Here is a 12549-nt window from a genome sequence, read left to right as displayed (position 1 = left end):
ACAGGTTGTGCGACTGTTGTTGGCTGAGAGCGACTGACGATCATCGGCTATCGCCGACGTGGTGGGCGGGTGTCAGTCGCGGTAGCGCGTCGAGTAGGTGCTGTAGCGAGCACGCGAGGTCGGTACGGATCCCGCAAGGAGAATATCGATTATGGCCCCGGGCGCTAGCAGTCCAAGTGCAATGCTCACGGTCACGATCACGCTCGGTCCTTCGAGCGACTCAGCGGACACCATGGAAATGAATCCGGTGAACAGCAGACCGAACAGCGAATAGATGATCATCGAGTCGGTGGCCAGCGGTAGAAACCTCGGCTGCTCAAGCTCCCCGCCGTTGCTGATCCGCCGGTAGGTCCGCCACGAAGCGAACGCGGCACCAACGACGGCAGTGTGGCCCCGGAACTGGCATGGAATAGGGGCCGCCACCGACTTGCTCGCCACGGCGCAGGCAGAAGGGCTGCCGTTGGCGTGGTGCCTCCGGCCGACATCATTCGACAGCTACAAGCCGCTGGCAGCCCGCCGTCATTTACTTCTGGAGCCCGGATTCTGGATGCCTGCGAATCCGTCGGGTTTGATGACCGCAGTTCGACATCGTCGTGGCGGTGTCACTTTGATCGATGGTTGCTTTGCGTGGCACCGCCGCATCGGCTTCGAGCCGGGCCTGGATGAGGTCACGGGGCGGCGGGCAGGATCGGGGGGACGTATTCGAACGTCATTCCGAGCAACCACACGAGAAGCAGTACCACCGGCAGGTGGAACATGAACTGCAGGAACGTGAAACCGACGAGGTCGCGCGCCCGCAGTTTGAGTACTGCCAGCAGGGGCAGCATGAAGAACGGATTGATGAGGTTCGGCAGTGCCTCGGCCACGTTGTATATCTGGACCGTCCAGCCCAGGTTCATGTGGACGTCGGTCGATGCTTGCATGACGTAGGGAGCTTCGACCAGCCACTTTCCGCCGCCTGACGGGACGAAGACGCCTAGCGCCACGGTGTAGAGGGCGATGACGATGGCGAAGCTTCCGCCGCCGCCGATGCTCGTGAAGGACTCCGCGAGGTGCTCAGAGATGGTGAGACCGCCCCTGCCCTTCGCCTTGGTGAGGATCGCGGCCATGGCGGCGTACAGCGGGAACTGGACGAGAATGCCGGCGGTGGCGGGTACGGCGAGGGAGACGGCTTGCAAGAACTTGCGTGGCGTCCCGTGGAGCACCAAGCCCAGCATGAGGAAGACGAGCAGGTATCCATTCAGGCTGCTGACAACAGTGAGCACTGGTTTGGTGACAAGCTGGGAGATCAACCAGCCCGTCGTCAGCAGGCCGGCCAAGACTGGCAGGATACGGCTGTACTCGAGCCATTCCCCGGGCCGCGAGAGTTGCGCCACTTCTGCGGGCTGGTCGTCCAGATCGACGTCCAGTTCCTGGGCGGTCTTGATTGCCGCGCCCTTCGGCGCCGAGAAGTGAGCGACCACCACGGTCAGCGCCATGATGATGGCGCACATGAGCAGGGACTGCCACGTGAAGATCGTGCGTCCGAAGTCGAGGACACCGGTGATCTTCAGCAGTGCCGGAGGCAACGAGGCGGCAGTGGCCTGCAGTTGCGCGGCCGAGGAGGATATTCCCAGTGCCCACACAGCGCCCAACCCCATGAACGCCGCCGCGCCGAGCGCGCGATAGTCCACGCGTAGATCGGTCCGACGGGCGATCGCACGGGCCAGCAGACCGCCGAAAACTAAACTGAGCCCCCAGTTCAGAAACGATATCGACATGGAGAGGAACGCAACGACACTCACTGCGCTGCTAGCGGTTTGCGGCACGGTGGCCAGCCGGTCAATCAGCCGGGCGACAGGCGGGGACGTGGCGACGACATATCCGGTGAGAACCACCATTGCCATCTGAAGGGTGAAAGCGGTCAGATCCCAGAAGCCATCGCCGAACGCGTTTGCGACCGTTTGCGGCGACGAGCCGTTGGCCAGCGCAGCGGCGGCCACGATGAATACGCCTGCGAGCGCGACGACGTAGGCGTCCGGGAACCACTTCTCCGTCCACCTGGCGAGCGACTGCGCAACCCGCGCAAGGCCCTTTTCGGAGCTGGCTTCTTCAATGGTGGACGTCATCCAGTTGTTCCTCTTCTTTCCACACCGCCCGTATGCATGTGACGCACCACACACAGGCTCGGTTGGTCAGTATTGGTGCCCACGTGCGTGCAGACAATAGGCGAATGCGCAGGTATCGTCTGCAAAAATGCAGAAACTGTCGGTGGTATGGAGAGTGGGAACGTTGGCCGCGAGCGGCGCACGGAGCCGCGACAAGCCGGTCGTCGGTCGACCTGTTCCACTCCGGGAGGGTTTCTCTCGATGTCTACGCTCGCAGTCTGCGCGATTGGTCTGGCTGGCGTCGCGGCCGCGGCGGGCTCGGCTGGCGCGGTAGTTTCGATCGGAGTTCCTCGAGATGACATGATCGGTGTCGGCTTCAATCACGACGAAACCGTGGCCCTGAGCCAGACTCCGCTCTCCTCGGTACGGGCCTACTTGCGCCGATCACCGCGCCCGACACCGGTTCGTCCGGTACCGTCTCGCCCTTCAGTGGCGGTGCTGCAGTCGGCGTCGGCTCTCCGTTTCCGCGACTCCTCTCTCCACCGGCAGTGCGGCACTTGGCACCGGTAGCGCCGCTTTGTGCGTCGTGAACCCGGCCACGCTGGGCTGCCGGAAGTAGTTGGGATGGGCGCTCCGACTGCCCGCGGAGCGCACACCGCCCACCGGCATCGATCCAGCTCGCGGCGAGCCAACTGAAGCACCCGAGCGGCGCCTGTTCGGTCCAGGGCGATCGGTCAACGACCGCCACAGGCCCGACCTCTCGCGCGCGTGCACCTGAACCTGATCGACCAGCACACCACCGCGATCGAGGAACTCACTACACGGATCGAGGTGGTGCTGGAGCCCTTTCGCCGGTTCCGGGAACTGATCTGCACCATCCCAGGGATCGGCCCCATTACCGCCGACGTGATCGTCGCCGAGACCGGTACCGACATGACCCGGTTCCCCACCGCCGGACACCTCGCCTCGTGGGCGGGCACCGCACCCGGATGCAACGAGTCCGCGGGCCGGATCAAATCGACCAAAACCCGCCCCGGTAACCGGTATCTGAAGGGCGCCCTCGGGACCGCGGCGTTGGCCGCGTCACGCTCCAAGGGAACATATTTCTCGGCCAAGTACCGGCGCATCGCCGCCCGCCGTGGCCCGATGAAAGCACTTGTCGCCGTGGAGCACTCCATGCTTGTGGCAGCGTGGAACATGCTCACCAGCGGCGAGTTCTATCGCGACCCCGGAGCCGACTACTCACCCGGCACGTCCCCGCCAAGACCAAGCGCGCCATCGGTCAACTCGAAGCGCTCGGCTACCGCGTCAGCCTGCAACCCCTCGCCGACACCGCATAACAACACAGCGCCACGGAAGGTGACCCGCCGCGAAGGCGCGGCGGGTCACCTTCCGCCGTCCTCACCAAGTTGTGGTCACCTGATTTTCGTAGGAGAGGGCGTTTCCGTTCACGCCTACTCAACTGGTCCAAAGCCCGAGTACAACGTTCTCAGCGTAGCTTCAGCGAGTTGTATTTAAAGTTCCGCGCTGTGACCGAGACAACGAGATCCGAGGCCGTTGAGGCCCGCGTGCTGCTGAGTAAGGTGCCTGAGGTCACGGTGTGGTTCTGGATCATCAAGATCCTGTGCACGACCGTGGGGGAGAGCTTCGCCGACTGGATCAACGTGAGCTTGGGTGTCGGTCTGAGCCTGACCGCTTTCATCTTTACGGTCGTCCTTGCCGCGGTTCTGGGGTGGCAGTTGCGTCTCAACCGCTACGTGCCGTTCGTCTACTGGCTTTCGGTCGTCGTGCTGAGCGTGACCGGCACCCTTTACACCGACATCCTCACAGACAGTCTGGGTGTTCCGCTTGCACTGAGCACAGGCGTCTTCGCGACGGTCCTGGTCGTTGTCTTCGGAGTGTGGTTCGCTCGGGAGCGGACACTGTCGATCCACAGCATCGTCACGTTGCCGCGAGAGCTGTTCTATTGGCTAGCAGTTCTGGTCACCTTCGCCCTGGGTACAGCGGCTGGTGACTGGACACTGGAACTCACCGGCTGGGGGCCTGGTATTTCGGTGCTTCTGCCGACCGGCCTGATCGTCGCGATCGTGATCGGCTGGCGGCTGGGCGCAAACGCGGTGCTGTCGTTCTGGCTCGCCTACATTCTGACCCGCCCGCTGGGTGCGAACCTCGGCGACTGGTTCGCGTCCCCGTTGACCGATCACGGCCTCGGATTGGGTACTGCCGCCACCAGCGTGATCTTCCTCGTCGCGATCCTCGCATCGGTCGTGTACTTGACCCGCACCCACAGCGATGTCATCGCGGAATCCGAACGGACCCACACACCGACCGCGACCACGCGTCCGGCTCGCGAGCGGATCATGATCGGCTACTACGCCGCAGTCGCTGTCGCCACGGCCGCGCTACTCATATGGGCCGCCGCGCAGCCGCACGCAACAGTGGCGAGCGAGGATGACAACACAGCGGCGCCCGCGACCACGTCACTCTCTTCGGGCGAGGCGACAGCGCATTTCCCGCAGGGAGAAATAGCGAAGTTCCGCACCATCGCCCAGGACACGCTCGCGAAGGTACAAGCCGGCGACCAGGCCGGCGCGAAGGCCCGGGTCAAGGACCTTGAAACCGCGTGGGACGACGACGAGGCAACCCTGCGTCCCCTGGACGAAGGCGCGTGGCACGCGCTTGACGGGCAGATCGACAGCGCCCTGAAGGCGTTGCGGGCCAGCACACCCGACACCGCGACCGAGACGAAGACTCTCACCGCTCTATTGACCGCGCTTGGTTGAGGCGACGCGGAAAGCCAATTCGTCTCGCGGACAGATTCAGCTCGCACGCCGAGGTCGGCGCGCGATCTGTAATGCCTTGATTACCAACAAGATTGCGTCAACAATCTGGTAGGCGCGCAAGGCAAACATGCGGAGTTTGGTGCCGGGCAACCACACGACCGGCTCCCACGAAGGTGTAAGAGTGGTCATCGAAGCCGAACACACCTGCATGACCCTGCGTGGCGTCCAGGCCGTGGGATCGGACACCGTCACCTCCACCCTGCTCGGGAGCCGCGGGAGGATGCCCGGTCCCGTCAGGAATTCTTCGCCCTCACCGGAATCATGCCGCCGACGCGTTGCCGGATCGGGATATCCAGGCCTAATCGGTTCAGGCAGGCCCGCAGCAGCGCAATGGCCGCGGGCGCGTTCGGACAGTCCGGCACGGTCAGAACTTCGATAGTCGTGATCGCCGATCACCTCGATCACCGAGCCGCTGGGTTCCCTACCTCTCGGTTTGGGTGCGCCAATCGATGTCTTCCACGATACCGAGGGTCGCTATGCCGATACCGTTGGGGCAGGCCGTGGATTCGCAGGAGGTAGGGCTGTTGCGCGACCCAGTGAGCGCCAGCCTCATCGCTGAAGTTTTGCCGCCCGGCCCACTTGCTTGCTATCGCCGGTGCGTCAACGCCGAGCGCTATCTGGGTGTTGTTCTGGCTTCTTGCGCGGGGCAGTTCGTTTTGGCTGGTTCTGGATGTACAGGTAAAGACCGCTACGGGCTTGGGTGCGGTCGGTGATGGTGGCGCTGTGCCAGCCGTGTAGTGGTCGGCCGGTGCGAAGGCGGGTGCGGATGCGTTGGGCTGCGCGGGTGTGGCGGTGGAATACCCAGGGGAGTACGACGCGTCCGCGCTGGCGCTGGCCGCGGATGGCTTCTTGGTCGGTGCACTCGAGCCAGAGCAGTCGTCGGGTGCGGCGGGTGAGGATGCCGAAGATGACCAGTCTGGTTCTGGCGAGGGGTCCTGTGGCGGGGTCGTGGATAACGACGGGGCCGGGTGTGCGTACGAGGGCGGTGAGCACGTGTGCTTCGTGCAGGATGTGGACCAGCGGGCGGTATCGGTAGTAAGGAGTGCCTGGTGCGAACCGGGTTGCGATCCGCTCACGCATCTGGTCGGTGTCAAGGACGACGATCGACGGGTCAGCGTGGGTGTTGCGGAGCAGGGTGCTTTTGCCCGCGCCGGGTATTCCGGCCACGACGAGCAGTGTTCGTTGCTCGAGGTTCAGGCGCAGTTCGGCGGTGTGTGGACGGGGTGGTTCGGCGAGGTCGTCCATGGGTTCCTCATGTAGTTGTGGGTGTTGTTATGTTGTGGCGGAAGGGGATTGGTGGCTGGTCGGTGTGAGGTGTCAGCGCAGCCATCCTTTGTGTTCGATGTAGGCCAGGGGGATGACGGCGGCGATGAGGGTCATGAGGGTGGTGGCGAGGAAGCCGTGGTTCCATGCCAGTTCGGGCATCCAGGTGAAGTTCATGCCGTAGAAGGTGGCGATCAGGGTCGGTGGCAGGAAGACCGCGGTGATGATGGTGAATACCTTCACGATTTGGTTTTGTTTGACATCGAGCCAGGTCATGACCGATTGCTGCAGGTAGCGGACTTTGTCATGTTCGAAGCCGCGTGCTGTTTCACGCCGTCGATGTCGCTGATCAGGACGCCGATCAGGGTTGTCCAGATCGGCGGTGCGGGCGGGAGTGTCGGCGAGCAGGTGGCGTGCGGCGCGGGCGAGTTGGAGCTGGGTTTCCTGGATGCGGGACACGATTTCCTCGGCCGCGTTCATCCGTGACATGGTGCCGCGCATGTCGGCGACGCTGATCTCTCGGCCTTGGTGGTCGTAACCGTCTGTGGCCGTTGTGATTTCGTCGTTCATCATCTCGTGGGCGTCGCTGGCGTAGTCGATGGCCCGTTCGGAGGGCGCATCTTCGCGATCGCTTTGTCGAATAGGGTGAAGTGCTGGGCGGGCTGCTGTGTCACGACGATCTCGTTGCTGAGCGCGAACATGACTGTGTCGCGTTCGATGGTGTCGCCGCGTTTGTAGTTCACGATGACGGGCAGGTAGAGGAACTCGTCGGTCTCCCAGACCCGTCCTTTCGTGGCGGTGAAGCCCACCCCGAAACGCTCACGCGTCGCCCCAGCCGCTTCAGTGTCGGATGCTGCGAGCTGAATCCAATGTCGTTGCAGGGCTGCGGAGTCGAAACGGGTCCGGGCTTTGCACTGATGGCGGTTGTCATGTGTTGCTCCATCGATTCGCGAACTGCTAGCCGCAGCTCAAATGCGCGGAGCCCGACGACGAGCCGACCGGAACTTGCGGGTGTGCGTAGTGCATGGTCAACAGGCCCGCGCCGATCAGCAGATACAGCCCGATCGTGAACCAGATGGCCTGCCGCTCCAGATTCGGTGCGCGCCGCACAGTTTCGGGCTTGTCGAACAAATTCGCCATCGCTGAAGCTCCGTATTTTCTTCATCGTCGTAGAACAGATCGCGTTCGACACAGTGGCGACGACCGCCGTAGTGCCCGCCGCACCTTTTCCGCCCAACTATTGGGCGGGCAGCTCACGGGCAGCTCAGGTGAGGATCGGGACGAGTCCGATGGCGAAGACGACGTAGAACGGCGCCGAAATAGCCAATCGTGCGGGCGTGAGTTTGTGGGCGCGCAGGGTGATGAGAAGGTAGCCGATCGCGATCATGGTGACCGCGCCGGACCACAGCAGCGCGTGGTCGAAGCGCCAGTCGGTGAACAGCAGACCCAGCCCGCTGGGGACGGTGGCCTGGATCATCATCGCGCCGGAGATATTGGCCAGTGCGAGTTGGGTTTTGCCTTGACGCACCCAGATGACGGCGTTCAGGATCTCGGGCAGCTCGGTCGCGATCGGGGCCAGCAGCAACGCGGTCACCGCACCCGAGAGCCCGATCATCGGACCGATCGCATCGAGCTGATGCACGAACAATTGGGAGGCCACGAAGATCACGCCGAGAGCGCCCAGGGATTGGGCGACTACCGCCCAGGTGGCCGGATTGGCGCGCTTGGGTTGCAGCTTCAGCGACGCGAGTTCTTCGGCCTCGTGTGCGGCTTCGGCTGGGCCGCCCCGCATTTCGCGCCAGAAGTAGACGGCGTAGACGGCGAAGAACAGCAGGCCCAGCCACGGCTTTATCGCGAACGCCACCAGACCGAGGCTCACCTTGACCACGAACACGGCCACGAACCAGCGTTGGTCCTTCACCAGGCGCGCCGCGTCGGCGGGGGTGGTCAGTACCTCACCGTATGGCTTGAAGGTGTTGCTCCGGCTTCGCGCGCTCGTGCTGGCACCGGCGGCGATCAGTTCGCGTTGGCGGTTGCGTTGGCGGGTCAGTAGCACGAACCCGGTCACGCCGTAGGCCACGGTCGCCAGCACTAGGGGGCCGCCCATCGCAGCGCCGACACCGATATCGCGGGCCTCGGCGGTCTTGCCGGTGGTGACCGCGATCAGGGTGACCACCGATTCCGGGAGTGCGGTGCCAAACGCGGCCAGGATGGTTCCGACGGCCATCTGCCGAACGTTGAGGCGGCGGCCCAGCCATTCCACGGCGTTGACGAACCACTCACAGGACAGGTAGATCGCTGCTGCGCAGACGATCAACAACACGAAGTGCCACATGTCGGAGTCCATGCCTTCCCCGCCGGCGAGGGAATCGGGGCGCACGACCTCGATCCCTGCGACGGCATATGTACGCGGTCGATTCGGGACCGAAGGTCTCGTCCACCCACGCGGTTCGAGCGCGGGCCCCACCGCCGGAGAAACCCAGGGTTTCTCAGCATGTCGATCGGTGGGCGTTGGAACTACTCCCCTTCGGAGCTGTCTCCATGCTCGCACGTATTTCGTCATATTCGCAAATGTCGAATTATTGGGTGTGGCCGATCCGGTTTGTCGGTGATGGGTGAGAATGAATTGCCCATGACGAAACCAGGACAACGACTCGCCGAAACCGCGGATTCGGCTGACCGGCGCACCGAACCGACAGGCGCGCAGTTGGCGGCTGCGGCCGGCACATTCGCGCTGCTGGGTAACGGGATCCGTCTGCACGTGGTGTGGCTGGCCGCCCAGGGCGTGCACGATGTCACCGCGCTGGCCGAGCGGACCGGAGTCGGTGTGGCCACCATGAGCCAGCATCTGAGCAAACTGCGACTGGCGGGTCTGATCAGCGTGCGCCGCGAGGGCCGTCACCACATCTACATCGTCGAGGACCCGCACGTGCTCGCGCTGGTCGAGCAGGTCTTCGACCACATCGCTCCCGATGGCAGCCTTGCACCGGACCCGCCACCCACTCCGACAACAACGACGACGCCGAACCGCTCTCACGCCGCACAGACGACGAACAACTGACAGCCCGGGTGCCTACGCGATTGCCGAATAGCCGCTGTTCGCCAGCGGAAATTGCACCTCGCAGTCAGACCAGACGGCCGCCGTTCTGCTCGACCGTTGCGCGGTACGAGGGTCGCGCATGGCGACTAGCCTCTGCCGGTATGGCTGGTACTCGTCTCTACCGCAGCGGTGTCCTGTTGACCGCGTCAACATCTCGGCGTTGCGGGTAGCGATCGCCAGCGTGCCGAAATCACTTGGAACGCACGATATTGCACCGAAATGCACGTGCGAGCACGGGAACCGGAAGTGACGCGGAGTCCGCCGGTGGTGGCCACTCCCGGCAGGCGGTTTGTGGTGTCAGACATCCCAGGAGCTTGGGTGTCAAGGAAATTCAAGCTGCGAGGTGCTGGTAGCGGTGTGACCAGGCCGCTTGCTGGCTGTAGGGAGTCTTGGTTTTCAGGCAGCCGTGCAGGATGCCGACGAGCCGGTTGCCGAGCTGGCGGAGAGCGGCGTTGTAGTTCATGTCGCGGGCTCGTAGCTCGTCGTAGTAGGCGCGCGCTCCGGGGTCGTGCAGGATCGCCGCACCCCTGCGTGTCAGGCTGAGTTGAGTCCACTGGTTAACAGCAAATCGGCCTGACACGCAGGGCGAGATACGGATCAACTTCTTCATGACCACCAGCACGAGGACCTCAACGATCGGGGGCCACAATGGACGGATGGATTCACCGGGGCCACGAGCCGACGAGCCCAAGCGGCGCCGCGCGTTCAGCGCGGCCGAGAAGCTCGCTCATCTTCGGGCCTACGAGGCCGCTGTCGAGCACGGCGACGGCGGTGGGTATCTGCGGCGTGAGGGCCTGTACTCGTCGTTGATCAGCGAGTGGCGCAAGCAGCGTGACGCCGGGGTGCTCGCGGGCCGCAAGCCCAGCGACAAGATCGGCAAGCTGACCGCCGAGCAATCCGAGATCGCCCGGTTGACGCGGGAGAACGCCCGGCTGAACAAGCGCCTGTCGACCACCGAGGCCGCCCTGGATATTATGGGAAAAGCGCACGCTCTCTTGGAAAACCTTTCCGAGAGAGCGGATTCCGACGAGCAGCGCAAGAAGCGTTGACCGCCGCGTATACGGCGTTGACCGCCGTGGGGGTGCCCACCCGGCAAGCGGCGTCGTTGACCGGGCTGGTGCGTTCAACCGCGATCCGCCGGGGCAAGGCCGCCGCCGCGCTCACTGTGGCGATGTCCACGACACCGCCTCCGGACCCGGTTAACAAGCTGACCATCCTGGAACGAGCGGGCATTCTGGCGGTGCTCACCAGCGACCGGTTCGTCGACCTGGCGCCGCTGCAGATTTACGCCCAGCTGCTCGATGAGGGTGTCTACCTGTGTTCGGTGTCCACGATGTATCGGGTGCTGCGAGAAAACCGGCAAGTCGGCGAACGCCGACGACTGGCGCGACACCCTGCGAAGGTGTGTCCGGAGCTGGTCGCCACCGCGCCCCGGCAGGTGTATTCGTGGGACATCACCAAGCTCGCCGGCCCGATCAAAGGCCAATATTTCGATGCCTACGTGATGATCGACATCTACTCCCGCTACATCGTCGGTGTCCATGTCCATACTCACGAATCCGGTGTTCTGGCAACGGAATTGATGAAGGAGATCTTCGGTGTCCACGCCCGTCCCGCAGGTCGTGCACGCCGACCGCGGCACCTCGATGACATCCAAGACCGTCGCAGCGCTGCTCGCAGACCTCGAGGTCACCCGGTCGCATTCCCGGCCGCGGGTGTCAAACGACAACCCCTTTTCCGAGGCGCTGTTCAAAACCTTGAAATACGGGCCGGAATTCCCTGAACGCTTCGGAACACTCACCGAGGCAAGACAATTCATGGATTCATTCGCCCAGTGGTACAACCACGAACACCGCCACACCGGCATCGGCTTACACACACCCGCCGATGTCCACTACGGGCTGGCCACCGGCAAAGCAGCCGACCGGCGCACCGTGCTCGACGCGGCCCGCGCCCGACACCCGCACCGCTTCGCCACCACAACACCGCCGAAGATCCTCGACCTGCCCCACACCGTCTGGATCAACCGACCCGCCGACGACAACACCCAGGAGACCGATACCTCAGCCGCATAACACACCCAGCGGTCTCATTCGGCTTGACAAATTCCGCACCGGCCTGCATGTGCAGGGCGTCGACGAGCCGATCGTTGTGGACGAACCGGGCGTGGACGGTTTTGGTCTTGCCGGACTGGCGGGTGATCGGGGCGGTGCCGGCGTAGTTCTTGCGGGATTTGGCGTCGGCGTAACGGCCATCGGCGTCGCCGAACTCGGCAAGCACCCGGGCGCCGGTGATCACGCCCATGCCGGGTTGGCTGAGGTAGACCTCAGCGTCCGGGTGCCGGCCAAAACACGACCCCACCTCGCCCTCGAGGATCTTGACCTGCTCGTTGAGGGTGCGCAGGACCGCGACCGTCGCGCGGACCGATGCCGCGTAGGCGCCGGCCACGATCTCGGCCTGGCCCAGGTGCTCACCGCGCAGCGCCGCCTGGATCGCGGCGGCCTTGGCGGGGATATCGCGGCGTCGTGCCCGCTTGAGCGCGGTAGTGATCTGGCCGATCGTCAACCGTGCCGCAGTGGCGGGATCGGCGGCCTTGCCCAGCAGTTCGAGGGTGTCGGCACCGGCGAGCCCGAGCGGCTTGTAGGCCTCGAGTGCCGCCGGGAAGTACTCGCGCAGCGCCGTGCGCAGCCGCAGCATGTGCCGGGTGCGTTCCCAGATCAACGTCTGATGCGCGCGGGCGGCGACCTTGACCGCCGCGGCCTCGTCGGAATCGGCGGCGACCTGACGCAGCTGGTGGCGGCGGGTGCGCAGCATGTCGGCCAGGGTCTTCGCGTCGGCCTTGTCGTCCTTGGCGCCCGACAGCGACAGCAGTTCCCGATGACGGGCAGCGGTTTTCGGGTTGACCCCGTACACCTGGTAGCCGGCCGCGACCAGCGCCCGCACCCACGTGCCGCGGTCGGTCTCGATGCACACCAGCACCTGCCCGGGATCGGAATCCTGTGGCAGGAACCGGGCGATCAGCTCATGCAGCCGGGTCATGCCCTCGACGCCCTCGGGTAGCCTGGCTGCCTTCAGGGTCTTGCCTTGTTCGTCCTGCACCTCCACGTCATGGTGATCTTCGGCCCAGTCGTCTCCGACGAACAGCATCGTGTGCTCCTGAATCTGCCGGTTCGGTCATCAGCAGCCGACGGGAGACCCAGCGCCCTAATGGACCAGTGCTCACACCAAAGGTGTTGGTGGGCACGACATCCCATAA

The 12549-nt window shown here is 64.3% G+C and carries 11 protein-coding genes and 3 pseudogenes; 5 read left to right on the top strand and 9 right to left on the bottom strand.

Annotated features, from left to right (window positions below):
- Positions 1-72 precede the first annotated feature (72 nt).
- Positions 73-438 carry a hypothetical protein gene (locus ACV7NQ_RS46025; protein ID WP_463365232.1) on the bottom strand — a complete coding sequence of 122 codons (366 nt, stop codon included), beginning with the start codon at positions 436-438 and terminating at the stop codon, positions 73-75.
- Between the two features lie 230 nt (positions 439-668).
- A complete protein-coding gene (locus tag ACV7NQ_RS46020; RefSeq protein WP_463365231.1) occupies positions 669-2108 on the bottom strand; it encodes a short-chain fatty acid transporter in 1440 nt (479 codons plus the stop codon).
- A gap of 753 nt (positions 2109-2861) precedes the next feature.
- Between ACV7NQ_RS46020 and ACV7NQ_RS46015 the strand changes: the two are divergent.
- The 3 genes and pseudogenes from ACV7NQ_RS46015 to ACV7NQ_RS46005 form a co-directional block, all read left to right on the top strand.
- A pseudogene (locus ACV7NQ_RS46015) lies at positions 2862-3427 on the top strand (transposase); the annotation flags it as partial.
- A 189-nt stretch (positions 3428-3616) separates the two neighbouring features.
- Positions 3617-4870 carry a COG4705 family protein gene (locus tag ACV7NQ_RS46010; protein WP_463365230.1) on the top strand — a complete coding sequence of 418 codons (1254 nt, stop codon included), beginning with the start codon at positions 3617-3619 and terminating at the stop codon, positions 4868-4870.
- 172 nt (positions 4871-5042) lie between these two features.
- Positions 5043-5191, top strand: a pseudogene (locus tag ACV7NQ_RS46005) (GTP cyclohydrolase I); the annotation flags it as partial.
- Between the two features lie 339 nt (positions 5192-5530).
- Here ACV7NQ_RS46005 and ACV7NQ_RS46000 read toward each other — a convergent pair.
- From ACV7NQ_RS46000 to ACV7NQ_RS45980, 5 genes are all read right to left on the bottom strand, one after another.
- Positions 5531-6175 (bottom strand): AAA family ATPase, encoded by a 645-nt coding sequence (locus ACV7NQ_RS46000; protein ID WP_463365229.1) that lies wholly within the window; start codon positions 6173-6175, stop codon positions 5531-5533.
- 72 nt (positions 6176-6247) lie between these two features.
- Entirely contained in the window at positions 6248-6766 is a 519-nt protein-coding gene (locus ACV7NQ_RS45995) for a CorA family divalent cation transporter (RefSeq protein ID WP_463365228.1), read from the bottom strand.
- Positions 6763-7002: a hypothetical protein gene (locus tag ACV7NQ_RS45990; RefSeq protein WP_463365227.1), complete on the bottom strand. Its 240-nt coding sequence runs from the start codon at positions 7000-7002 to the stop codon at positions 6763-6765. Before ACV7NQ_RS45990 ends, ACV7NQ_RS45995 begins: the two co-directional genes overlap by 4 nt.
- A 148-nt stretch (positions 7003-7150) precedes the next feature.
- A complete protein-coding gene (locus ACV7NQ_RS45985) occupies positions 7151-7333 on the bottom strand; it encodes a hypothetical protein (RefSeq protein WP_463365226.1) in 183 nt (60 codons plus the stop codon).
- Positions 7334-7457: 124 nt separating this feature from the next.
- Complete coding sequence (locus ACV7NQ_RS45980) at positions 7458-8573, bottom strand: sodium:calcium antiporter (protein ID WP_463365225.1); 1116 nt, start codon at positions 8571-8573, stop codon at positions 7458-7460.
- Positions 8574-8825: 252 nt separating this feature from the next.
- Between ACV7NQ_RS45980 and ACV7NQ_RS45975 the strand changes: the two genes are divergently transcribed.
- Complete coding sequence (locus ACV7NQ_RS45975) at positions 8826-9254, top strand: ArsR/SmtB family transcription factor (protein WP_463365224.1); 429 nt, start codon at positions 8826-8828, stop codon at positions 9252-9254.
- Between the two features lie 370 nt (positions 9255-9624).
- Here the strand turns inward: ACV7NQ_RS45975 and ACV7NQ_RS45970 are convergent, their stop codons facing one another.
- Positions 9625-9903, bottom strand: a complete 279-nt coding sequence (locus ACV7NQ_RS45970; protein ID WP_463365223.1) for a hypothetical protein — start codon at positions 9901-9903, stop codon at positions 9625-9627.
- 46 nt (positions 9904-9949) lie between these two features.
- Here ACV7NQ_RS45970 and ACV7NQ_RS45965 point away from each other — a divergent pair.
- Positions 9950-11368, top strand: a pseudogene (locus ACV7NQ_RS45965) (IS3 family transposase).
- Here ACV7NQ_RS45965 and ACV7NQ_RS45960 read toward each other — a convergent pair.
- A complete protein-coding gene (locus ACV7NQ_RS45960; protein WP_463365222.1) occupies positions 11316-12440 on the bottom strand; it encodes an IS110 family RNA-guided transposase in 1125 nt (374 codons plus the stop codon). The pseudogene ACV7NQ_RS45965 and the gene ACV7NQ_RS45960 overlap by 53 nt on opposite strands.
- Between the last annotated feature and the right edge of the window lie 109 nt (positions 12441-12549).

The sequence above is a fragment of the Nocardia sp. Tas62D01 genome, from assembly GCF_055232035.1.
Note: the sequence above shows the minus strand (reverse complement) of the source record. Positions and strands in the feature narration are given on the sequence as shown.

Excerpts from the sequence above, each read along its gene's own strand:
- ACV7NQ_RS46020 (WP_463365231.1), bottom strand. The coding sequence starts at position 2,108 with ATGACGTCCACCATTGAAGAAGCCAGCTCCGAAAAGGGCCTTGCGCGG.
- ACV7NQ_RS46000 (WP_463365229.1), bottom strand. The coding sequence starts at position 6,175 with ATGGACGACCTCGCCGAACCACCCCGTCCACACACCGCCGAACTGCGC.
- ACV7NQ_RS45995 (WP_463365228.1), bottom strand. The coding sequence starts at position 6,766 with ATGATGAACGACGAAATCACAACGGCCACAGACGGTTACGACCACCAA.
- ACV7NQ_RS45985 (WP_463365226.1), bottom strand. The coding sequence starts at position 7,333 with ATGGCGAATTTGTTCGACAAGCCCGAAACTGTGCGGCGCGCACCGAAT.
- ACV7NQ_RS45975 (WP_463365224.1), top strand. The coding sequence starts at position 8,826 with ATGACGAAACCAGGACAACGACTCGCCGAAACCGCGGATTCGGCTGAC.
- ACV7NQ_RS45970 (WP_463365223.1), bottom strand. The coding sequence starts at position 9,903 with ATGAAGAAGTTGATCCGTATCTCGCCCTGCGTGTCAGGCCGATTTGCT.
- ACV7NQ_RS45960 (WP_463365222.1), bottom strand. The coding sequence starts at position 12,440 with ATGCTGTTCGTCGGAGACGACTGGGCCGAAGATCACCATGACGTGGAG.